The 21,158-nt window shown below is 74.8% G+C and carries 15 protein-coding genes; 6 read left to right on the forward strand and 9 right to left on the reverse strand.

Translation table 11 applies throughout. From position 1 onward, the window contains the following. Positions 1-35: 35 nt before the first annotated feature. The 4 genes from ACIQR3_RS19585 to ACIQR3_RS19600 are packed head-to-tail and all read right to left on the reverse strand — an operon-like array spanning position 36 to position 5,321. Positions 36-1,325: a cation:proton antiporter gene (locus ACIQR3_RS19585; RefSeq protein ID WP_403540396.1), complete on the reverse strand. Its 1,290-nt coding sequence runs from the start codon at positions 1,323-1,325 to the stop codon at positions 36-38. Continuing rightward, on the reverse strand, positions 1,322-2,698 hold the full coding sequence (locus ACIQR3_RS19590; protein WP_403540399.1) for a cytochrome P450: 1,377 nt from the start codon (positions 2,696-2,698) through the stop codon (positions 1,322-1,324). The genes ACIQR3_RS19585 and ACIQR3_RS19590 overlap by 4 nt, the downstream gene beginning before the upstream one ends. Next, on the reverse strand, positions 2,692-3,750 hold the full coding sequence (locus tag ACIQR3_RS19595) for an alpha-hydroxy acid oxidase (RefSeq protein WP_403540401.1): 1,059 nt from the start codon (positions 3,748-3,750) through the stop codon (positions 2,692-2,694). Before ACIQR3_RS19595 ends, ACIQR3_RS19590 begins: the two co-directional genes overlap by 7 nt. After that, positions 3,747-5,321, reverse strand: a complete 1,575-nt coding sequence (locus ACIQR3_RS19600) for an NAD(P)-binding domain-containing protein (RefSeq protein WP_403540403.1) — start codon at positions 5,319-5,321, stop codon at positions 3,747-3,749. The genes ACIQR3_RS19595 and ACIQR3_RS19600 overlap by 4 nt, the downstream gene beginning before the upstream one ends. Positions 5,322-5,383: 62 nt before the next feature. Between ACIQR3_RS19600 and hutH the strand changes: the two genes are divergently transcribed. Next, positions 5,384-6,892 (forward strand): histidine ammonia-lyase, encoded by a 1,509-nt coding sequence (hutH, locus tag ACIQR3_RS19605; protein WP_403540405.1) that lies wholly within the window; start codon positions 5,384-5,386, stop codon positions 6,890-6,892. Here the strand turns inward: hutH and ACIQR3_RS19610 are convergent. The 3 genes from ACIQR3_RS19610 to ACIQR3_RS19620 all read right to left on the reverse strand — a co-directional run bounded on the left by ACIQR3_RS19610 (position 6,873) and on the right by ACIQR3_RS19620 (position 11,240). Next, positions 6,873-8,129, reverse strand: coding sequence for a sensor histidine kinase (locus ACIQR3_RS19610; protein ID WP_403540408.1), 1,257 nt, complete (start codon positions 8,127-8,129; stop codon positions 6,873-6,875). The two genes, hutH and ACIQR3_RS19610, sit on opposite strands and share 20 nt — an antisense overlap. Further along, positions 8,126-8,812: a response regulator transcription factor gene (locus tag ACIQR3_RS19615; protein WP_403540411.1), complete on the reverse strand. Its 687-nt coding sequence runs from the start codon at positions 8,810-8,812 to the stop codon at positions 8,126-8,128. Before ACIQR3_RS19615 ends, ACIQR3_RS19610 begins: the two co-directional genes overlap by 4 nt. A 331-nt stretch (positions 8,813-9,143) precedes the next feature. Further along, on the reverse strand, positions 9,144-11,240 hold the full coding sequence (locus ACIQR3_RS19620; protein WP_403540414.1) for an alpha-galactosidase: 2,097 nt from the start codon (positions 11,238-11,240) through the stop codon (positions 9,144-9,146). Positions 11,241-11,383: 143 nt separating this feature from the next. Here ACIQR3_RS19620 and ACIQR3_RS19625 point away from each other — a divergent pair, with 143 nt between their 5' ends. The 3 genes from ACIQR3_RS19625 to ACIQR3_RS19635 all read left to right on the forward strand — a co-directional run bounded on the left by ACIQR3_RS19625 (position 11,384) and on the right by ACIQR3_RS19635 (position 14,083). Beyond that, positions 11,384-12,097, forward strand: a complete 714-nt coding sequence (locus ACIQR3_RS19625) for a restriction endonuclease (RefSeq protein WP_403540416.1) — start codon at positions 11,384-11,386, stop codon at positions 12,095-12,097. Between the two features lie 205 nt (positions 12,098-12,302). After that, positions 12,303-12,866, forward strand: a complete 564-nt coding sequence (locus tag ACIQR3_RS19630) for a hypothetical protein (RefSeq protein WP_215170979.1) — start codon at positions 12,303-12,305, stop codon at positions 12,864-12,866. After that, positions 12,863-14,083 (forward strand): FAD-dependent monooxygenase, encoded by a 1,221-nt coding sequence (locus tag ACIQR3_RS19635; RefSeq protein WP_403540418.1) that lies wholly within the window; start codon positions 12,863-12,865, stop codon positions 14,081-14,083. Before ACIQR3_RS19630 ends, ACIQR3_RS19635 begins: the two co-directional genes overlap by 4 nt. 135 nt (positions 14,084-14,218) lie before the next feature. Here the strand turns inward: ACIQR3_RS19635 and ACIQR3_RS19640 are convergent, their stop codons facing one another. Further along, a complete protein-coding gene (locus ACIQR3_RS19640) occupies positions 14,219-15,256 on the reverse strand; it encodes an alpha/beta hydrolase family esterase (RefSeq protein ID WP_403540420.1) in 1,038 nt (345 codons plus the stop codon). A 367-nt stretch (positions 15,257-15,623) separates the two neighbouring features. Between ACIQR3_RS19640 and ACIQR3_RS19645 the strand changes: the two genes are divergently transcribed. Continuing rightward, positions 15,624-16,367, forward strand: coding sequence for a histidine phosphatase family protein (locus ACIQR3_RS19645; protein WP_403540422.1), 744 nt, complete (start codon positions 15,624-15,626; stop codon positions 16,365-16,367). 37 nt (positions 16,368-16,404) lie between these two features. Here the strand turns inward: ACIQR3_RS19645 and ACIQR3_RS19650 are convergent, their stop codons facing one another. Further along, positions 16,405-17,250 (reverse strand): SGNH/GDSL hydrolase family protein, encoded by an 846-nt coding sequence (locus tag ACIQR3_RS19650; protein ID WP_403540424.1) that lies wholly within the window; start codon positions 17,248-17,250, stop codon positions 16,405-16,407. A gap of 276 nt (positions 17,251-17,526) precedes the next feature. Here ACIQR3_RS19650 and ACIQR3_RS19655 point away from each other — a divergent pair, with 276 nt between their 5' ends. Beyond that, positions 17,527-20,991: a phosphodiester glycosidase family protein gene (locus ACIQR3_RS19655; RefSeq protein WP_403540427.1), complete on the forward strand. Its 3,465-nt coding sequence runs from the start codon at positions 17,527-17,529 to the stop codon at positions 20,989-20,991. Positions 20,992-21,158 lie beyond the last annotated feature (167 nt).

Consider the following 21,158-nt stretch of genomic DNA (forward strand, 5'->3'; position numbering starts at 1 on the left):
GGCCCGGCCCGTCGGGGCCGGGCCCTTTCCTGTGCTCAGTGGCTCTCGGCCACGACCGCCGGCCGCGGCCGCTCGTCCCGTCCGTGCCCCTCGTCCCGCCCGTCCCGGATCCGCTCCCGCCGGTCGATCAGCGCCAGCAGCGGCGTCGCCATCACGGTGGTGACGATGGCGACCACCACCAGCGCGCTGAACATCGCCTGCGTCACGATGCCCGCCGCCAGCCCCAGGTTGAGCGCGATCAGCTGCATCAGGCCCCGCGCGTTCATCAGCGCCCCGACCCGCAGCGCCACCCGGTTCGGCTCCCCGGAGAGGCGGGCGGCGAGCCAGCAGGCACCGAACTTCCCCACGACCGCGACCAGCACGCACCCCGCGGTGAACAGCAGCACCGGCCCGGAGCCCAGCAGGGTGAAGTCCGTGTTCAGCCCCGAGTAGGTGAAGAACAGCGGCAGGAACACCCGGCCCACCGGTTCGATGGTCTCCACCGAGCGGTCCAGCTGCGGCGAGCGCGGGAAGACCAGCCCGAGGCTGAACGCCCCGAACACCGCGTACAGGCCGATCTCGTCCGCGTACCACGCGACCAGGAACAGCACGCCGACCAGGACGAGGAGCAGGTTCTCCGGCGCCGCCCGCTCGGCGAGCAGCACGGTGCGTCCCCGCAGCCGTACCACCACCGCCAGGACCACCATGAGACCGAACCCGCCGGCGACGGCCAGCGACACCAGCCCGGCGCTGCCGCCGGCGATGCTGAAGACCCCCGCCAGCAGGATCCAGGCCACCGCGTCGTCGACCGCGCCCGCGCCCAGCGAGAGCGATCCGTGCCGGGTGCCCGCCAGCCTCTGCTCGGCGATGATCCGGGCCAGCATCGGGAAGGCCGTCACGGCCAGCGCGACCCCGACGAACAGGGCCGACACCGTCAGCGACACGTCCGGGGCCATGGCGCCGGTCCGCTCACCGGCGACGACGATCAGCAGCACACCGAGCAGCACCGGCACCACCACCCCGGCCGCCGAGACCAGACCGGCGGGCCGGGCCACGCCCCGCAGCCGGTCCACCCGGAAGTCCCAGCCGACGTGGAACATGAACGCGACGAGGCCGATCTGCCCCACCACGTAGAGGACCGGGCGCAGTTCCTGCGGGAAGAGACCCGACTCCACGCCGGGCAGCAGGGCGCCGAGCACCGAGGGGCCCAGCACCACCCCCGCCAGCATCTCGCCGACGACCGGGGGCTGGCCGACCAGTTGCAGCAGCCGGCTCACGACCCGGCAGACGACCAGGATGACCACGACGGCGAGGAAGAACGCGGGTGCGAGGTCCGTGGCGCTCATCTGCTGTTTCCTTCCGGGTGGGCGACCGGGCAGCGCCCGGCCGGATGCTCCTCGAAATAGCGGCTGGCCAGCCGCAGCCTGCGGGCGTGCAGCACCATGACCGTGCCCAGCACGAGCTGCCGCACGGCCCGGGTGACGTCCTCCACGCCGTCCCGCGCCCGCACGAACCTCCGCAGCACCGCGAGGCGGGGCCCGGGGGACAGGCCGCGCGGGATCAGCAGACAGGGCGCGCGGTGCGGGTTGGACCGGGTGTGCGAGGCCGTCGAGTCCAGCCGGTAGCGGCGCAGCACCTCCCGGACCGCGGCGCGCAGCACCAGCGGCGACAGCCGCCACGCCGGACAGGGCCGGTTCGCCGCCACTCCGAACGGGATGTGGTGGGCGTCCCTGGCGGACAGGGACTCCCAGCGGTCCGGGTCGAACTCCCCGGGACGGTCGTAGCCCGTGGCGTGGTAGTCGGGATAGCTGAAGCACACCACCGAGCCGGCCGGCAGCACCGTCTCCTCGTCGAGCGGGATCTCCCCGGTGGTGATCCGGTGCGCGATGCCGAACAGCGGGTACAGCCGCATCGTCTCGTCGAGTACGCGGGTGAGGTACCGGTCGTCGCCGGGCTCCGCCCACAGGCGGTGCTGCACCTCCGGATGCCGGGCCAGGGCCAGCAGCACGTGCGCGGTCGCCTCGGAGAGCTGCACCACGGCCGTGTTGAAGAACGTCCCCTGGAGGTAGTGCGCCTGCTCCGGCAGCGACAGCGAGGCCGGCAGCCGGTGCGGCACGTCACCGGCCGCGATCCGTTCGCGCAGATACGCCGTCAGCCGCGCCCGGCGCCGCGGATGACGCAGCCCGGTGCACTTCAGGGCGCTGATCACATCGTCGGCGTGCGCGGTGATCAGCTCCCGGGCACGCGGCGGACACGGCTCCTGGAAGACCAGTCCGTAGCAGAACTCGGCCCACGCGGGCATCACCAGGTCCCGCAGCCGCACCAGGCTGATCCGGTCGTCCGGCAGACAGTCCAGTACGCCGGCGACGGCCCGGCCGGCCGCGGCCGCGAGTTCCTCCGAGCCGCCGGCCAGGATGCGCCGCGTCGTCGCGGCCACCTCCTCGTAGCGCTCGCCGGGCTCCAGGTGCTCCTGGTGCACCTCCGGGCCCGGCGCCAGCCAGTACCAGAACAGGTCGGACAGCCCCGCCCCGGCGCTGCGTCCGTTCGCCGCGGGATGGGCGTAGACCCGCTCGAACACCTCCGGTCCGTGCGTGCCGTCGGGCAGGGTCACCGCGCGGTCGCCGTTGACCTTCTCGAAGATCCGTACCCGCAGCGCCACCACGCCCCGCGGCAGCCACCACGTCGTCGCGGGGGCCCGCTTCGGCCCGCTGTTCACCACGTCCCGCCCTTCCGGACGACCATGTCCTTCGTCAGATCGGTGTTCCGGCGCCCCCCGCACAGCGCGAGGGTGTGGTCGTACTCGTCGCGCAGCGCCGCCAGGACCCGCCGCACCCCGGCCTCGCCCTCGGCGGCCAGGCCCCACACCACCGGGCGTCCCACGCCGACGGCGGTCGCCCCGAGCGCCAGCGCCACGGCGATGTCGCTGCCCCGGCGGATCCCGCCGTCCAGCAGGACCGGCACCCGGCCCGCCACGGCCGCCACGACCGCCGGCAGACAGTCCACCGCCGCCGGTACGGCGTCCGACTGGCGGCCCCCGTGGTTGGAGACCACCACCCCGGCCGCGCCGTGCTCCACGGCCAGCCGGGCGTCCGCCGGGTGCAGGACTCCCTTGAGCAGCACGGGCAGTGAGGTCAGCCCGACGATGCCGTCGATGTCCCGCCAGGACACCGCGGGGGACATCGGGATGTCGGTGAGCGCGCCGGGCGGGGCGCCGGGCAGACCACGCATGTTCTCCGCCGCGTAGCCGGGCGGCAGATCGGTGAAGCCGTTGCGCAGGTCCCGGGTGTGCCGGCCGAACACCGGGGAGTCGACGGTCACCACCAGCGCCGTGCAGCCCGCCTCCTCGGCCCGCCGCACGAGCGCCTCGGTGACCTCGCGCCGGGGATGCGGATACAGCTGGAACCACACGGGCGCGTCCCCGGCCGCCCCGGTCACGTCGGCGACCGCGGTGGTCGAGGCGGTCCCGGTCACCAGGACGGCGCCCTCGGCCGCGGCGGCCCGCGCCGTGGCCCGCTCGCCGTCGGGATGCGCCAGCCGGTGGAACGCGGTCGGCGCCACGACCACCGGTGCCGTCCGCGGGGCGCCCGGCAGATCGACGGTGGTGTCGCGCGTCTCGCGGCCCGACAGCACCCGGGGCAGCAGCGCGTACCGGTCGAAGGCCCGCTCGTTGTCGGCGAGGACCCGTTCCTCGCCCGCCCCGCCCGCCACGTAGTCGTAGCGGACGGGGTCCAGGGACTGCCGCGCCTTGTCGTGCAGGTCGCGGAGGATCACGGTGCCACCGGGGCGGCCGGGCCGCGCCGGGCCTCCAGGAACGCGCGCAGCGGGGCGCGGTGGAACTTCTCGCTGTCCCACTCGTTCTCCAGGTTCTCCGCGAGGTGGTACGCGTCGACGAACTCACCGCCCCGGTACCAGCGGACGACGGGATGGAGATAGCGGCCGTCCAGACCCGCCACGTCCTGCTGGGACTTGCGGCCCGCCGTGACGTCGAAGGGGTCGACCCGGTCGTGGTCCTCCCCGTACTCCAGGGTGATCACCGCGTGCGCGGCCACCTCCCCGAAGTCGCCCGCGCGCACGGCGTCCGGCACCTGGCCGACCGGGACCTCCTCGGCGTAGCGCAGCGTGCCGTCCGGGGCGAGCAGCAGGAGGTCGCCGAGGACGCCGAACTGCTGCCACAGCGCGGAGGACCGGTTGACGCGGGTGACGACCTCCTCGACGGCCCGTTCGGTGTCCGCGCCCAGCTCGGTCACCGGCCAGGGCTCCCCCTCGTACCGCTGCCGCAGCGCCCGGTGCAGGGCGCGGACCGTGTAGCGGAAGCCGTGGATGAAGCCGGTGGTGGCCTTCTTGAAGTCCCGGCCCTGCATCAGCGTCCCGGCGAAGTACAGGTCCGGCACGTTGACCGATTCGCCCACCGCCGTCAGGTCCGGGAACCGGTCGTTCACGGTCAGGTCCGGGACGCAGGACTCGTCGAAGATCGAGGTGTCGAGCCGGAAACCGGTGGCGACGATCACCCGGTCATAGCGGATCTCCTTGACCACGTCGTCGGCCCGCTCGAACGCGACCGGCACGTGGAAGCCGTCCGCCGCCCGCCGGATCGAGAGCACCCGGCCGTCCAGGAGCGCGTTCTGCGACTTCAGCTGGTAGCTGTCGAGGAAGTTGTTGTTGACCGCCCGCAGATGCCCGACGTAGTGCGTCCGCCACGCCAGCGGCAGCGAACCCGAGCCGACGACGTGGATGACCGCCGCGTTCTCCATCAGGCTGTCGGCCGTCTCGAAGGCGGAGTTGCCCCGCCCGATGATCAGCACCCGCTGGTCGGTGAAGGTCTCCGGGTCGGGGTCGAACGAGTCGTACCGCTCGGCCAGTTCGATGCCGGGGATGTCCGGCACGTTCGGCAGCGACACCCCGGTGGCGACCACCACCCGCCGCGCCCGCCAGGTCTGTCCGCCCTGGTCGGTGACGGTGAAGCCGTCGGCGTCGCGGGAGATCCGCGCCACCTCGGTGCCGTACCGCACGCGCACCCTGGTGCGGGCGGCGAAGTCCGACAGATAGCGGAGGAGGTCGTCGGCCGGCGGGAAGTAGCGCCGGCTGTACCGGGTGAACAGCAGCTCCGGATCGTCGCTCAGCAGCGAGTTCCAGTCCATCCGCAGCCGCAGCTCGGGATCGTCGTATCCGGTGTGCACCTTGTTGGTCGAGATGAGGGTGCGGTGCCGGGGAAACCGCTCGAAGAACGCGCCGGGAACGCTGCCGCGCTCCAGGACCACGTAGTCCGCACCGTCACGTTCCAGGGAGGCGGCGAGTTGCAGTCCCGCGGGCCCCGCTCCGATGATCAGGTAGTCGTGCGCCATGGCCCGGAAGCTATCCACCGGATTTCAGAGGGCTCTGAGATTCCCCGCCTAGGTTCTGGCCTGTGCTCACCACCACGGACTCCGTCACGCTCACCGGCCCCCTGGACGCCACCGCCCTGCGCCGCGCGGCGACGCCGCTCACCGTCACCGTGGACGACGCGGCCCGCGCCCGCCTCGAGCGCGGCCGGCGGCTCTACCGCGCGCTGCGGCAGGACGGCCCGGTCTACGGCGCCACCACCGGCTTCGGCGCCCTCGTCGGCTACGCGGGCCGCGCCGACGAGGCCGACCAGTGCGACAACACCCTGGCCCACCTCGGCGCGGGGCAGGGCCCGGACCTGCCGCACGACGTCACCCGCGCCGCCCTGCTGCTGCGCACCTGGTCGCTGGCGCAGGGACACTCCGGGGTGTCCGCCGAGACCGTCGACCGGCTCGCCGCGATGTTCGCCACCACCTTCTCGCCCGCCGTCCCCCGCTACGGCTCCGTCGGCGCCAGCGGGGACCTCATCCCGCTCGCCTACGCCACCCAGGCCCTGCGCGGCCGGGGCCACGCCTACCTGGACGGCCGCCGCCTGCCCGCCGCCGACGCACTCACCGCCGCCGGGCTGACCCCGCTCGCCCTCGACGGCCGCGACGCCCTCGCCCTGGTCAACGGCACCTCCGTCACCACCGCCGCGCTCGCCCTGGCCCGCGACACCGTCCGCGCCGCGCACCGCGCGCTCACCGACCTCAGCTGCCTGCTCACCGACCTCCTCGGCTGCGATCCCGGCTTCCTCGACGCCGCCCTGCTGCGCGCCTACGGCCACCCCGGCGCGGCCGTCGTCGGCACCCGCATGCGGCACACCCTGGCCGGCACCAGCCCCTCCGGAACCCGGCCGCTCCAGGAGCCGTACAGCATCCGCTGCGCCCCGCAGCTGCTCGGCGCGGCCGAGGACGCCCTCGGCTACGTCGACGGCGTGGTCGCCGCCGACCTCGCCGGGGTCAGCGACAACCCGCTGTTCTTCGCCGACGGCGACAGTGACGGCGGGGGCGAGGGCCGGGTCGTGCACGGCGGGAACTTCTTCGGGCAGCCCGCCGCGTTCGCCGCCGACCTGCTCGCCTCCGTCACCGCCCAGCTCGGCAACCTCGCCGAGCGCCAACTCGACCTGCTGGTCGACCCGGCGCGCAACGGGGGCCTGCCGCCGATGCTCGCCACCGCACCCGGCGTCCAGCACGGCCTGCAGGGCGTGCAGCTGGCCACCACCGCGTTCGTGGCCGAGATCCGGCGAGCCGCCGCCCCGGCCGCCATGCAGAGCCTGCCGACCAACCTGCACAACCAGGACGTCGTCCCGTTCGGCACCCAGGCCGCCCTGCGCTCCTACGACATGGCCGGGCTGCTGGGCCTGCTGTGCGGGTCGCTCGCGGTCGGCCTGCGCCAGGCCGTCCACGTCGGCGCCCGCCGGCCCACCGCGCCCCGGTGCGCCCAACTCCTGGACGCCCTCGCCGAGACCGTCCCGCCGGTCGAACCGGACCGCCCGCTGGACGCCGACGTGCGCGCCGCGGCCCGGCTGCTGCTCACACGTGACCTGCCGTGACCGGGGCCGCCGGGATCCGCTCGGGCGGGGCGGCGCACTCCGGCAGCCGGATCGTGAACCGGGCGCCCCGCCCGGGCCGGCCCGCCGCGGTCACCGTACCGCCGTGTCCCGTGACCACCTCCCGCAGCAGTGCCAGCCCCAGACCGTACCGCCCGCCGTCACCGGCCCGGTGGAACCGCTCGAACAGCCGCTCCGCCTCGGCCGGGTCGAAACCAGGCCCGGTGTCCGAGACCGTCAGCTCCACGGCCGAGCCCGAGCCGGTGAGCGTCACCTCGACCCGTCCGCCCGCCGGGGTGTGGCTGATCGCGTTGGACAGCAGCTCCCCGACGGCCCGGCGCAGCGCCGACTCGACCCCGCCGACGAACAGGGACCGGCGCGCACCGCCCACGGTCACGGTGAGCCCGCCGTCCCGGATCCGCTCCGCCTCCTCGGCGACCACCGACCGGGCCAGCGCCGTCAGATCGACCGGCACCCGCTCGGCGGGCCGCGCCGGGTCCGCCGCGAGGCTCGCGGAGAGCAGCAGATCGTCCAGGACCGCGCCGAGCCGGCCCACCGAACCGACCAGCCGGGCCAGGCCGTCGCGGTGCTCGGCCGGCAGCCGCGCGGCCCGCGCCTGCCGGGACAGCACCTGGGCCCGGGTGTACACCTGGGTGACGGGGGTGCGCAGCTCGTGACTGGCGTCCGTGACGAACCGGCGCTGCCGGGCCAGCGCCTCGGCCAGCGGCGCCACGGACAGCCGGCCGAGGACCGCGCCCGTGACGGCCGCCGCGACCAGCCCGACCAGCTCCGCGACGCCCAGCGCGTACCAGAGGTGCCGGCGGTCGGCGAGCTGGAACCGCAGGTCGAACACCGCCTGCACCACGTTCCCGTCCGCCCGCGCCTCGGTGCGCGCCAGATAGACCGTGCCGTTGCGGTGCACCACCCGCTCCACCGCCTCGTCGGTCCGGCGCACCCGGTCCAGATCGGCCCGGACCGGGAACCCGTCCGGCGCGTTGGCGAGCGGGGTGGCGCCGGCCGCGTACAGCCAGGTGCACACCGGCGGGCTCGACAGGTCGCCGCGCGCGGCGCCGTAGCGCAGCTCCCGCCGCACCTGGTCGTTCTGCGCCCGGGTCATCACCGCGTCCGCGACGAGGCCGACCACCACCATGAGCAGCGTGATGATCGCCGCGGTGATCACGGCGATCCGCAGCCGGGCCAGGCGCACCTCCGTGCGCTCCGCGACCTGTGAGGACCTCACAGCGCCCCCAGCCGGTAGCCGAGGCCGCGGACCGTGCGCACGGCCTGCCGGCCGAGTTTGCGGCGCAGGTAGTAGACGTAGGTGTCGACGATGGACGACGCGGGCGCCTCCTGGAACACCATCCGGCGCAGATCGGCCCGCGAGTACACGGCGTCGGGGCGGGAGGCGAGCGCCCACAGCAGCGCGAACTCCCGGGCCGCCAGGGCGATCCGCCGCCCGTCGGGCAGTTCGACCTCGCGCGGGCCGACGTGCAGCCGGCCGGCGCCGATCCGCAGGGTGTCGGTGACGTCGAGCGCCCGTCTGCACAGGGCTCTGAGCCGGGCGCCGAGTTCGTCCAGGTCGAACGGTTTGACCAGGTAGTCGTCGGCGCCGGCGTCCAGCCCGTCGACCCGGTCGTGCACGGTGCCCATCGCGGTCAGCATGAGCACCGGGGTGCGCACCGCGCGCGAGCGCAGCCGGCCCAGCAGGTCGACGCCGTCCAGCACCGGCAGCCGCCGGTCGACGACCAGTACGTCGTACTGCCGGGTCAGGCCCAGGTGCAGGCCCCGCTGCCCGTCGGTCGCGGAGTCGACCTCGTAGCCGTCGTCGCGCAGTACCCCGGAGAGCATGCCCACCAGTTCCCGGTCGTCCTCGACCAGCAGCAGCCGCCAGGGATCCCGTGGCCGTACCCGCCCCTGTGTCACCGTCCGGCTCCTCTCGCCCCCCGTCTGGCCCGTCAACACCCGCGCGTGACACGGGAGTTCCGCTCACGCGACCCGGTGGCCGAACGGGAATTCGATCGGCAAGATCAAGCTAGCGCTTACCCGCCGGGGGAGGGAGGGGCAGGGAACTCCTGTCCGTATTCCGCGCCCCGGTCCGCGCCGCACCCCGGCCGGCAGCCGGTCGCGCCGTGCGGACGCGCCCGGCCGAAGGCCGGCGGGTGGCCGAAAACAGCCGGGAGCAGCCGGGCAGGGGGCAGCGCTCGCGCCGGAGGAACAGTCAGGGGCGACTCTCGCGCCGGAGGAACAGCCGGGCTCAGCTCTCGCGCCGGAAGCGGAACACCGCGGCGTCGAGATCGCCGCGCAGTCCCGTGCGCAGGCCGTGGTGGAGCAGGACCGCGGCGCGGTGGGGACGGCCGGTGTCCTGGCAGACGTACACGGCGCCCGGGTCCAGGCCGCGCAGCCGTACCGGCGCCGGTTCCTGGCCGAAGGACTGGGCCCGCAGCCAGGCGAGGACCACGACCTCGTCGCCCAGGCTGTACTGGACGGCGCTCAGGCCGTCACCGTCCGGCGGCAGCAGCCGGTGCAGGCGCCCGCGCTGGACCACCGGCCGGATCTCCTTGTAGAGCCCGATCCACTGGCTCGCCTCGTCGAGTTCGGCCTCGCTCCAGCGGGTGAGGTCGCCGCCGACGCCGAGCACCCCGGCCATCGCGCTGACGAACCGGAACCGCAGGGAACTGACCCGCCCGTTCATCTGCTCGTTGGGGCTGTCCGTCACCCAGGCCGCCATCACCCGCGCCGGGTGCACCTGCCCGAAGCCGTGCTGGATGGCCAGCCGGTCCGCCGGGTCGGTGTTGTCCGACGTCCACACCTGGTCGGTACGGGAGAGGATGCCCAGGTCGATCCGGCCGCCGCCGCCCGAGCAGGACTCGAAGGCGACGCCCGGGTGGGCGGCCCGCAGCCGGTCCAGGATGCCGTACAGCGCCTCCACGTGCTCGGTCCACAGCCGTTCCGGGAACGCCTCGCCGGGCCAGCCGGGGTCGGTGAAGGAGCGGTTGAAGTCCCACTTGACGTAGTCGATCGGCGCCGACTCCAGCAAGTGGTGTATCCGCTCCTCGACGAAGGCGGCCACGTCGGGACGGGCGAGGTTGAGGACGAGCTGGTTGCGGAACTCGGTGGGCGCGCGGCCGGGGACGTGCTGGGTCCACTCGGGGTGCGCCCGGTACAGGTCGCTGTCGGGGTTGACCATCTCCGGCTCCACCCAGATGCCGAACCGCATGCCCAGGGCGCGCACTTCCCCGGCGAGCGGGGCGAGCCCGCGCGGGAACCGGTCCGGGTTGGGAGTCCAGTCGCCGAGCCCGGCCCGGTCACTGGTCCGCCGCCCGAACCAGCCGTCGTCGACGACGAACAGCTCCGTACCGATGGCGGCGGCCCGGCGGGCCAGCGCCAGCTGCTGCTCCTCGGACACCTCGAACCAGGTCGCCTCCCACGAGTTGTAGAGCACCGGCCGGTCCTCCGCGGCCGACGGGATCACGTGCGCCAGCTGCCAGGCGTGCCAGGCGGCACTGGCCCCGCCGAAGCCCTCCGCGGACCGCAGGCCGGCCAGCACGGGCGTACTGCGCGACTCACCGGGCGCCAGGACCAGCAGCCCCGCGTCGTCGTGCCCCCAGCCGCCGGTCACCTGCACGGTGCCGTCGGGCAGCCGGCGGGTGGCCAGCCGCCAGCTGCCCGACCAGGCGAGGGCACAGCTGTAGACCTCGCCGTGCTCCTCGGTGGCGGTGCCGTCGGCGTCCAGCGCCACCCAGGGCAGGTGCTGGTGCCCGGTGTGTCCGCGCCGGCTGCCGATCGTGTGGGCGCCGTGGCCGACCGGGACGCGCACCAGCCGGCTCTCCGCGCCCCAGCGGCCGTGCAGATGGGACAGCCGCCAGGCGGCGCGCACGGGCAGCGTCCAGGTCGCCGAGTCGGCCCGCGGCACCTCCAGGGGTGTGTCCGCCGAGGTGTTGGCGACGGTGACCCAGCGTTCGACGACGTCGTGTCCGTCCCGGAGGCGGTAGTGGAGGGTGAGGGACAGGGAGGTCACGGGATCGCGGAAGGCGAGGCGCAGTTCGTCCCCCGCCGTCTCCGCCAGGACGAAGGTCCACGCGGTGCCGCGGGCGCCCGGGGACCGCACGATCAGGGCCGGTTCGGCGAACCGCCGGCCGCCCTCGACGGGATACTCCTCATGGCCGTCGAGCGGCGACTCGAACGACCACTGCGGCAAAGGCGGTCCGGCGAGCGCGGCGACGTCCGCGAGACCGATCCGCGGCCCCCAGTGCAGGTGCAGCAGGTGGTCCTCGTCGTCCAGGCGCAGGGCGTAGGAACTCGTCGGGCCGGACAGCAGCCAGCTGCGGCCGTCCCCTCCGGTCTCGATCATCGGGCGTCCCTTCGGTGAGCGGGTGGGGTCTCCGGTCTCGGATGCCGCCGGACCGCGCGTCATCTTAAGGCCGTCGATCTTGGGCAGGCGGAGTGAAGCGATCTTCGTCGTGATCTTTGTCCAGGCCCTGTGGAGGGAGCGCAATGACCGTACCCACCCGCCCCGTTCGCCGCGCGGACCGCGAGCGGCGCTTCGACCTGCGCGCCACCGCACTGTTCTTCCTCCTCCTCGCGATCCTCCTCTGCGTCGCGGGCTTCGTGGTCCGCACCGCGGCCCGGACGGCCGGGCAACGTCCCGCGTGGGCCGTCGCCCTCGTCCTGACGGGCGTCGCGGGGGCGTGGCTGTGCCGCTCCGGGCGGCGCCGCCGGTCGGCCGCGAGGTACGCCCGGCGCGCCACACTGGCCCTGGAGGAGGCGGCCGAGCAGGTGGCGTCCGCGCCCGTACCGGAGGTCGCGGCTCCGGGAACCGAGTACGTCGAACTGGAACCCGACGGTTTCGAGCACGCCGTGGCCGCTCTCTGCGCCCGGGACGGCTGCCCCGAGACGGAAGTGGTCGGCGGCCCCCAGGACCTGGGCGCCGACGTCCTGGCACGCACCCCCGACGGACGGCGGATGGTCGTCCAGTGCAAGCGGTACGGCGACGGCCACAAGGTCGGCTCGCAGGACATGCAGCGCTTCGGCGGCACGTGCTTCACCGTCCACGAGGCCGAGGTCGCGGTACTCGTCACGACCAGCGACTTCACCGCTCCCGCCCTCTCCTACGCGCAGCAGTGCGGCATAGTCTGCGTGAACGGCGAGGAACTGGACGCCTGGAGCGACGGGACCGGACCCGCCCCCTGGACCCGCGCCGCCGGCTGAGCGGAGACCGCCGTCCACCGTCTCGGAGTCCGCCCGCCGATGTCCCCGCTTTCCCCGCGCAATCGCCCGATGGGGTGAACAGCCCGTCCATGCCCGCCCGGTGACACGACTCGTCCGGTTGAGTGAAGTGCGCGCCACGCACGAGTGACGACGGTCGCAACGAAGCTCCGCAGTCTCTGCGGCGGACGGAACGGTACGGGTGACAGTGACCACGACAGAGCGGACGGCCGACTTCGCGAGCCGGGAGCGCACGGACGCGATCGCCCGGTTCGCCTCCCCGGCCACGCGCCTGCTGCTCGCCGGCGACGGCCTCACCACCACCTCCCTGCAAGCCTGGGCGCGGGCCCCGCTGACCGTGGGAACGCTGGAGTGGCAGGTGCGCGGCGACCGGGACACGCCCATCGCCATGGCGCCGGCCGTACTCGGCGGACCGGACCGCGTGGTGGTCCGCAGCAGCACGCTGGTGGACCCGGCCGGGACGGTGTGGTCGGCCAACGTGGTCGTCGGACGGCTGGACGTGGACGCGCGCACCACCGCGTGTCTGCAGGGCGCCGGCCCGCTGGGGCCCGAGCTGCACCGGGCGGGCGTGAGCGGGCACCGCTCGCTGCTCGACATCGGCCGGATGCCGTGGCCGCTCGTGCGGGGCACCGCGCCCGCGGCCTACCGGATCTGTCTGCTGCGGCACGGGGCCGAACCCCTGGGCGTGGTACGGGAGATCTTCAATCCCGCGCTGGTCGACCCCCGCCTGCTGTCGGAGCGCGGACGGTGACCCTCCGGCTGTCGGCGCAGGTCGGCGTCGTGGGCGCGGGCCCGGCGGGACTGGTGGCCGCCTGTGTGCTCGGCGCGGCGGGAGTCGATGTCTGCCTGCTGGAGAAGGACTCCCGGCGGGACGTCGAGGAGCGGGCCAGGGCCGGCCTGATCGAGCACCGCGTCGCCGAGTACCTGGAGGGCCGGGGGCTGGCCGACGGCATGCTGGCGGACGGCGTGCGGCACGCCTGGTGCGACATGGTCTGCGAGGGCCACCGGCTGCGGATCGACTACGGCGCGCTGTCCGGCGGCGCCGCCCACTGGGTCTACCCCCAGCAGTCGCTGGTGCGCGACCTCGTCGCACGGGCGGCTGCCGCGGGCTGCCCGCCCCGGTTCGGCCGCAGGGTGCGCGCGGTCACGGACGTCGACGACCGTCCGCGGCTGCTCGGCGACGGCCTGGAGGTCGTCTGCGACTACGTCCTGTGCTGCGACGGCCCGCACAGCCTCGCCGACAGCCTGTCACCCGGTACGGCACGGGCCTTCCGCTACCCCTACGACTGGCTCACCGCCCTGGTGGCCGTCGACCGGCCCGTCGAGGGCGTGACGTACGCCGTCCACGCGGACGGGTTCGCCGGGCTGATGCCGCGCACCGGTCACCGCGCCCGCCTCTACCTCCAGGTGCCGTGCGAGGACCGGGCGGAACGCTGGACGCCGGACGGCATCCGGGCGGCGTTCCGGGCCCGGGCGGGCGCCGCGGCCGACGGCCTCCCGGCCGTGGGGGAGATCCTGGACGTCGGCATGCTCCGGATGCGCGGGATGGTCCGCGACCGGGCGCGGCTGGGCCGGGTCCTCCTCGCCGGCGACGCCGCCCACGTGCTGACCCCCAGCGGGGCCAAGGGGCTGAACCTGGCCGTCGCCGACGCGGCCGACGCCGCCCGCGGCCTGATCTCCTGGTTCCGCGACGGCACCGGCGCCGACCTGGCGGGTTACGCGCGGCGGCGGGCCACCGAGGCCTGGCAGGTGCAGGAGTTCGCCGACCGGCTGCTCACCCTGCTCCACCTGCCCGAGGGGGCCGGATCCGATCCGCGGTTCCTGCTCCGGCTGCGACGGGAGCGGATGCGCCACCTCGGCAGGCCGGGTCCCCAGGGGGCGGAGTTCGCCCACTGGTACGCCGGTTCGGGCCGCGCCCCCGACCCCCGCGGCCCGGTCGGCGTCCCCGCGCCCGCGGGGAACGGATGACGGGCCGGGCGGAGCTTTCCGGCCACGGCGAGGGGAACGGACCACTCCCACCCCCGTTCGTGTCACACTGATCGGAGGCCCGCCGCGCATCCCCCGTCGCGGCGGGCCGTCCTCCTTCCCGGCCGGAGAGCGGACTCAGCCGTCCAGGCCGAAGAACGCGGCCGCGTAGTACGCCCCGCACAGGGAATCGTGCCCCTGGCCCACGGTGCCGCACTTGTCCATGCCGATGCCCGGATCGACGGGCACCTCATGGCCCATCGAGCTGACGAGGTACGTCTCGACCTGCCCGCTCCCGTACACCTGCTTGGTGACACCGAGCGCCGGGACCGACGTGGACGACGGGGTCTGTGAGAGACCGAGCACATCGGTCCAGCCGTCACGCTGCTTCTCCAGCGAGTTCCGGTTGATCAGCGGGTCGGAGCCGCCGTGCCAGATCTGCACCCGCGGCCGTACGCCGTCGTACCCGGGGTAGGCGCCGCGAATCCGGTCGCCCCACTGCCGGGGCGTGAGGGTGTTGAAGCGGCCCGGGCACGGGGCGAACAGGCCCGTGTCGAAGTAGTCGTCCTCGGTGTCGGCGCAGCCGTACGCCATCCCGAAGAACACCGCGCCCGCCTTGAAGACGTCCGGGTAGGCCGCGAGCATCACATTGGTCGCGGCGCCGCCGCCGGAGTACCCGGAGGCGTAGACCCGGCCGGCGTCGGCGGCGTACCGGTCCTTCATGTGGTCCACCATCTGGACCACGGAACGCGCCTCGCCCTGACCGTCGTGGGTGCGGTCGACGGGGTTCCACGCGCTGAAGCACTTGTGCGGCACCAGACCGCCGGAGCCGACGTTCTCCTCCTTCTGCTCCGGCAGGACCAGGGTGAACCCGTAGGCGTCGGCGTACTTGCGCCAGCCGGTGTTCACGTCCAGATCCTGCGCGGAGCCGCCGCATCCGTGGAAGAGGACCACGACCGGGGCCCCGGACTGTGCCTGTTCCGGGACGTAGGCGAACATCCGCAGATTGCCCGGGTTGCTGCCGAAACCCTGGACCTCGTGGAAGCCGGTCTGCGCCCGCGCCGGACCGGCGGTCAAGACCATCGCGGCCAGCAGCGCCGTGAACGCCACCAGGACGGTCACCGACCTGAGTATGGAGAGGCGGGGCTTCGCGCCCGCCACGCTGTGGAAGACCATGCCCCGCAGCCTGGGCCGCGCGGCCGGGCCCGCCATCGGCAAGATGACCGGCACCATGGCTTGGGTTCTCGCCGCCCAGCGGCTGCTCACCGCCCTCATCGCGCGGCGCTTCCCGACGTACGACGAGACGACCGGCCGCTGCCGGGCCGGGCCGGGCCCTCGGTGTCCCGGCTCGCGCGGGTCGGCGAGAGCGTCGCCGTCCCGCAACCCGCAGGGTGCCGGCCACCGCGGCGCCGCCGCCGACGGCGCCGCACCCGTGCGCCGCGCCGCGGTCGCCGGTACCCTGCCGCCCGGCCGCGGCCTTCGCCCTGCCGGGCGGGCGAGCCGCGGGGACGCGCCTGCGCAACCGACGGGAACAGGAGGCCGTATGGTCCAGCGACACCCCGATCCGCCCGGCCCCGTGCTCGCACCCCCGTGCGCTCTGGGCGCGCTCTGGGCGGTGCGCCACGGGGAGAGCACCGCGAACGTGGCCTTCGCCGCGGCCGAGCGGGCGGACCGCGACGCCCGCCCGGTACCGGGCCGTGACCGTGACGTCCCGCTGTCGGACACGGGTGCGGTCCAGGCCGGGGCGCTGGGCCGCTGGCTGGCCGGCCAGGAGCCGGACACCGGACCGGACATGGTGGTGTGCTCGCCGTACGCCCGTGCGCGGCAGACCTGGGAACGGATGGCCGAGGAGGCCGCGGGGACGTACGGCGCGGCACTGCCGGTGGTGGCCGACGAACGGCTGCGGGACAGGGAGACGGGCGTCCACGAACTCTGGCCCCCGGCGGTGCTGCGAGCGCGGGCCCCGCGGGAGGCCGAGCGCCGCGCGACGGCGGGGGAGTGGTGGTACCGGCCGCCCGGCGGTGAGGCCCTGACCGATGTCGCCCTGCGGGTGCGGCAGTTCGTCACCGACCTGAGCGCGGCCGCCCCCGGCCGCAGGGTGCTCCTGGTGGCGCACGATGCCGTGGTCGTCGCCCTGCGCCACGTACTGGCCGGGATCGGTGCCGAGGCGCCCGACCCGGTCCCGCCCGTTCCGAACGCCTCCGTCTCCTACTGGCGCGGCGACGGCCGTCGCCTGCGGTCCGTCCTCTGGGGCGACACGGCCCACCTGACGGCGCCGGACGGCTGAGGAACATGCCCCGTACGAGGCCGTCCGGGACCGGGGATCAGCCGAGACCGAGGACGCTCATGGCGTGCTCGGCCATCCGCCGCTCCCCGAGCGCGTTGGGGTGGACGGGAACGAGGTTCGTGGAGAAGAGCAGCGGTTCGATCCACCGGGTGCCGGGGGCCGCGCAGGCGTCGTGTCCCTCGGAGACCCGCGCGAAGTCCACGAAGACGGCGCCGGTCTCCGCCGCGGCGCGCTGGACGGCCGCGTTGAGCCGCGCCTGGATGCCGCGCAGGTACGGCACGTCGCCCTCGGCGATGGGCAGCTTGGCGAAACAGGACGGGTCGGCGGAGGCGGGCACGATCCAGGGGTAGCCCAGCGCCGCCACGCGCGCGCCGGGCGCCTTGGCGCGGACGCCGTTCAGCGCCGCCTTCAGCGCGGGATAGGTGGTGGTCTCGATCTGGTCCACGAAGGAGGTGCCGTACCGGTCCTTGCAGGGACTGCCCTTGCCGCCGCTGAGCACCCCGGCGGTGCCGCAGGAGGTCACCGCGTTGATGAACGTGTTGTTGTCGTTGCCGCCGATCGTCAGCGTCACGAGGTCGGTGCCGGTGTCCAGGGCGTTCAGCTGCGGGGGGACACCCGGGTACTGGGACTGGGTGAAGTGGCTGGTCCGGGCGGCGCCGCAGGTCACGTCGGTGAGCCGGGCGCCCGTGGTGGAGGCGATGACCCGCGGGTAGTTGGCGGTGGAGCGCAGGCACAGCAGGTTGGTGACGTCCACGGGCAGGACGCCGGAGCCGGCGCTGTAGCTGTCGCCGAGGGCTACGTAGTCCAGGGGCTTGGTGGCGTGCGCGGTGGCACCCGTGACACTCAGGGCGAGAGCACCCGCCGTAGCGATTGTCGCGGCCATGACACGTCGCACGGGGCGTCTGAAGATGCGCTTCGGCATGGGTTGTCCCTCTTCTCGGGCGTACGGGTGTGCGGGTGTGCGGGTGTGCGGGGGTACGGGAGTGCGGGCGGATGGTCGCGGCGGCGCCGGACCGCGCGTTACCTGCAAGTAACACTGATAAGTAATGTGCGGCCTGTGAGACGGGGAGTCAACAGGCGTGACGCGACTTGTCGTCACCGTCGTTCTCTCGACGCGCCGTTCACACGTCCGCCGCTGTGGCTCCCTAGCGTCATGTCCATGAATGAACTCCCCGAGAGCTCCCTGGCCCTGAGCCGGCGCGGCCTGCTCGCCGGCGCGGTGGCGGCGGCCCTCACCGCGACCACGGCCGCAGGTGCCGCCGACGCCGCCCCCGCCCGGCCCGCCGGCTACCCGGCGACCGGCACCGGTACGCGCCACGGCGCCGACGGCGGCGCCCCGCGCCCGCCGGTCCCCGACTACCGCACGACGGTTCCCGGCGAGTCGGTCGAGGTGGACCGGGTGGACCGCCCCGTGGCCCCCGGCATCGTCCTCACCCGCTTCGACACCTACGGCCGCACCGGCTGGACCCGGGTCCACGTCCTCAACGCCGATCTGCGCCAGGCGACCGCCGACCTGGTCGCCGGGAAGGTGAGCGAGAAGCGCACGCCGTCGGCGCTGGCCGGGGAGCGGGGCGCGGTCGCCGCCGTCAACGGCGACTTCTTCGACATCACGGAGACCGACGCCGCCATCGGCCCCGAGATACAGGGCGGCCGGCTGCGCAAGGGCAGCGCCATGGCCACCACCGTGGCGACGGTGGGCGCGGACCGGGTCGCGCGGCTGGCCGACCTGATGATCGAGGGAACGGTCACGGTGGCCGGCACCGCGCGCCCGCTGGCCGCGCTCAACTCGCCCTCCCCGCCGCTGGATGGGCTCACCGCCTACACCCCGCTGTGGGGCCCGGGCCCGCGCACCGCCATCGGCGGCACCGGCCCGTACACCGAACTCGTCGTCACCGACGGCAGGGTCACCCAGGTCGACGGCGAACTCACCGACACCGCCGTGCCGGACGGCGGGCTGATCGTCGTCGGCCGGGGCACGGCCGCCGCCCGGCTCGCCGCCGCCCGCCCGGGCGACCCCGTCACCGTCACCTTCGCGCCGCGCTCCGATCCACCCGCCGCGCCGCACATGGCGCTGGGCAGCAACGCCGTCCTGGTCCGCGGCGGCAAGGCCGTCGACTTCCCGCCCGGTGAGGGCAACGACGCGGACAAGCCGCGCACGGTCATCGGCTGGCCGGCCGGCGGACACCGCCTGCTGCTGGTCGCCGTCGACGGCTCGGCCGGCTTCTCGGCCGGCCTCACCTACGACGCCACCGCCGAACTGCTGGTCCGCCTCGGCGCGCACGAGGCGTTCATGCTGGACGGCGGCGGCTCCACCGGCATGGTCGCCCGCCGTCCCGGCGACACCGAGGTCAGCGTGGTCAACACACCCTCCGACGGCGCCGAACGGCCCGTACCCAACGGGGTCGGCCTGTTCGGCACCAAGGGCTCGGGAAAGCTGCGGGGTCTCGACGTCCGCGCCGCGGCCGACCGCGTGGTCCCCGGCCTCACCATGAACGTCACCGCCGCCGGCTACGACGAGACCTGGTCCCCGGCCGCCGTCGACGCCCACCGGATCGGCTGGACCGCCCGGCCCGGCTCCCTCGGCCGGGCGCACGACGGCGTCTTCCGCGCCGGCCGGCCCGGCGCCGGCACACTCACCGCCCGCGCCGGCGCCGCCCGCGGCGAGCACCCGGTGCGGGTCGTCGGCCCGCTGCACCGGCTCGCCTTCACCGACCGGGCCCTCACCATCGAACCCGGCGCCACCGCCCGGACCGGCCTGACCGGCTACGACGCCGACGGCTTCGACGCCCCGGTGGCCGCCCGCGACGTCACCCTCGACCACGACGAGGCCGTCATCGCCGTGACCGCGCAGGCCGACGGCCGCCTCACCGTCACCGGCGCCACGGCCGCCGACGGCAAGGCGACCGTCCTCACCGCGACCGTGGACGGGGTCACGGCCCGGCTCACGGTGACGGTCGGTCTGGCCGACGTACCCCTCGCGGAGTTCGAGCCGGACGAGACGTGGACGGCCGCGGCAGCCCGCGGCACCGCGTCCGCCCAGGCCGTGGCCGCCCCCGACCGCCCCGGCGCCGACGCCGGCAACCACGCCCTGCGCCTGGCCTACGACTTCACCGGACAGCCCAGTACCTCCGCGGCCTACGCGGTGGCGAGCGCCCCGGTCACCCTGCCCGCCGGCACCAGACGGCTCGCGCTGTGGGTCAAGGGCGACGGACGCGGCCACTGGCTGCGCGCCATGCTCCGCTCCCAGTCCACCACCAACGTGCCCTTCACCTTCACCACCACGGTCGACTGGACGGGCTGGCGCCAGGTCGTCGGGGATCTGCCCGACGGCTTCTCCGCGCCGATCACCCTGCTGCGCCTCTACATCGCGGAGACCTCCCAGACCAACAAGAACGCCGGCGCGCTGGAGTTCGACGCCCTCACCGCACAGGTCGGACAGCGGCCGGAGACCGCCGAGGCGCCGCCGCCCGACCCTTACGTGGTCGGACAGTCCGGGCTGCCGCGCGGCCGGTGGACCTTCGCCGTCCTGTCCGACCTGCACATCAGCGCGGCGGCCGGGCCCGACTCCTTCGCCGGACGGCAGGCGGCCACCGCCCTGGCCCAGGCGGTCGCCGCGGACCCCGACTTCATCCTGGTCAACGGGGACTTCGTCGACGACAACGGCCCGGCCGACTTCGCCCTCGCCGACAGCCTGCTGCGCGCCCACGTACCGGCCGCACTGCCCGTGTACTGGACCCCCGGCAACCACGAGGCCGGCCTGTCGGCCACCGGCGGCCTGGACGCCTTCAAGGCCGCCACCGGACGCCCCAGCCGGCAGGTCTTCGACCACAAGGGCACCCGGTTCGTGCTGCTGGACTCGCACACCGGCGACATCCGGACCTCCGACTGGGACCAGGTCCCGGCGCTGCGGGACGAACTGGACAGGGCCGCCGAGGACACCCGGGTCACCGGTGTCGTCGTCGCCTTCCACCACCCTCTGACCGACCCCTCCGGCGCCGGTTCCTCCCAGCTCTCCGACCGGCTCTCCGCCGCCCTCCTCCAGCGCTGGCTGGCCGGCTTCCGGGAGACCTCCGGCAAACCCGTCGCCCTGTTCACCGGCCACGCCCACACCGCGTCCGTCACCCGTGCCGACGGCGTCCTGGAGGTGACCACCCCGGCCGTCGGCAAGACGCCGTACAGCTCTCCCGACCAGGGCGGGTTCTTCGGCTGGATGCACGTCGCCGTCGACCCGCGCCCGGCCCGCATCCGGCCCGGCCTGCCCAGCCCGGGCACCCGCGGCTGGCTCCGGGCCGAGAGCCGCCCGCTGATCGACGCCGTCGAACTGTCGGCCCCCGCCGAACTGGCCGCCGGCGCCTCGGCCGCCGTCTCGGCCACCGGCGTCACCAGCGAGTACGGTCTCCGCTTCCCGCTGCGCCACCCCGCCAGCGTCGTCTGGTCCGGCTCCCCGGGGCTGGCCGTCGCCGCCTCCACCGCCGACGCGAAGAAGGCCACGGCGCATCGCCGGACCCTGGCCGTCCTCGACCTGACCACGCACACCCTCACGGCGCTCCGCCCGGGGCGGGTCACCCTGACGGCCACCGCCGGCGGCCGCTCCGGCTCGGCGACCGTCGGACTGACCGGCTGACACCCGCCCGCCCCGGACGTCCGTCAGGGGCGGGCGACCCCGCGCGCGGACGCGTCGGCGTCTCTGGACTCGGCCCGCTCCGCGCCGGGGCCAGCCGGCTCCCCCAGGGCATCCGGGTCCGGGTCGTGGGCGATCCGGTCACCGGCGGGGACAGCCGCCCCGGCGCC

It is taken from the genome of Streptomyces sp. NPDC090994 (assembly GCF_044768905.1).
Classification (GTDB): domain Bacteria; phylum Actinomycetota; class Actinomycetes; order Streptomycetales; family Streptomycetaceae; genus Streptomyces.

Excerpts from the sequence above, each read along its gene's own strand:
- ACIQR3_RS19585 (WP_403540396.1), bottom strand. The coding sequence starts at position 1,325 with ATGAGCGCCACGGACCTCGCACCCGCGTTCTTCCTCGCCGTCGTGGTC.
- ACIQR3_RS19640 (WP_403540420.1), bottom strand. The coding sequence starts at position 15,256 with ATGGTCTTCCACAGCGTGGCGGGCGCGAAGCCCCGCCTCTCCATACTC.
- ACIQR3_RS19600 (WP_403540403.1), bottom strand. The coding sequence starts at position 5,321 with ATGGCGCACGACTACCTGATCATCGGAGCGGGGCCCGCGGGACTGCAA.
- ACIQR3_RS19625 (WP_403540416.1), top strand. The coding sequence starts at position 11,384 with ATGACCGTACCCACCCGCCCCGTTCGCCGCGCGGACCGCGAGCGGCGC.
- ACIQR3_RS19645 (WP_403540422.1), top strand. The coding sequence starts at position 15,624 with ATGGTCCAGCGACACCCCGATCCGCCCGGCCCCGTGCTCGCACCCCCG.
- ACIQR3_RS19655 (WP_403540427.1), top strand. The coding sequence starts at position 17,527 with ATGAATGAACTCCCCGAGAGCTCCCTGGCCCTGAGCCGGCGCGGCCTG.
- ACIQR3_RS19650 (WP_403540424.1), bottom strand. The coding sequence starts at position 17,250 with ATGGCCGCGACAATCGCTACGGCGGGTGCTCTCGCCCTGAGTGTCACG.
- ACIQR3_RS19620 (WP_403540414.1), bottom strand. The coding sequence starts at position 11,240 with ATGATCGAGACCGGAGGGGACGGCCGCAGCTGGCTGCTGTCCGGCCCG.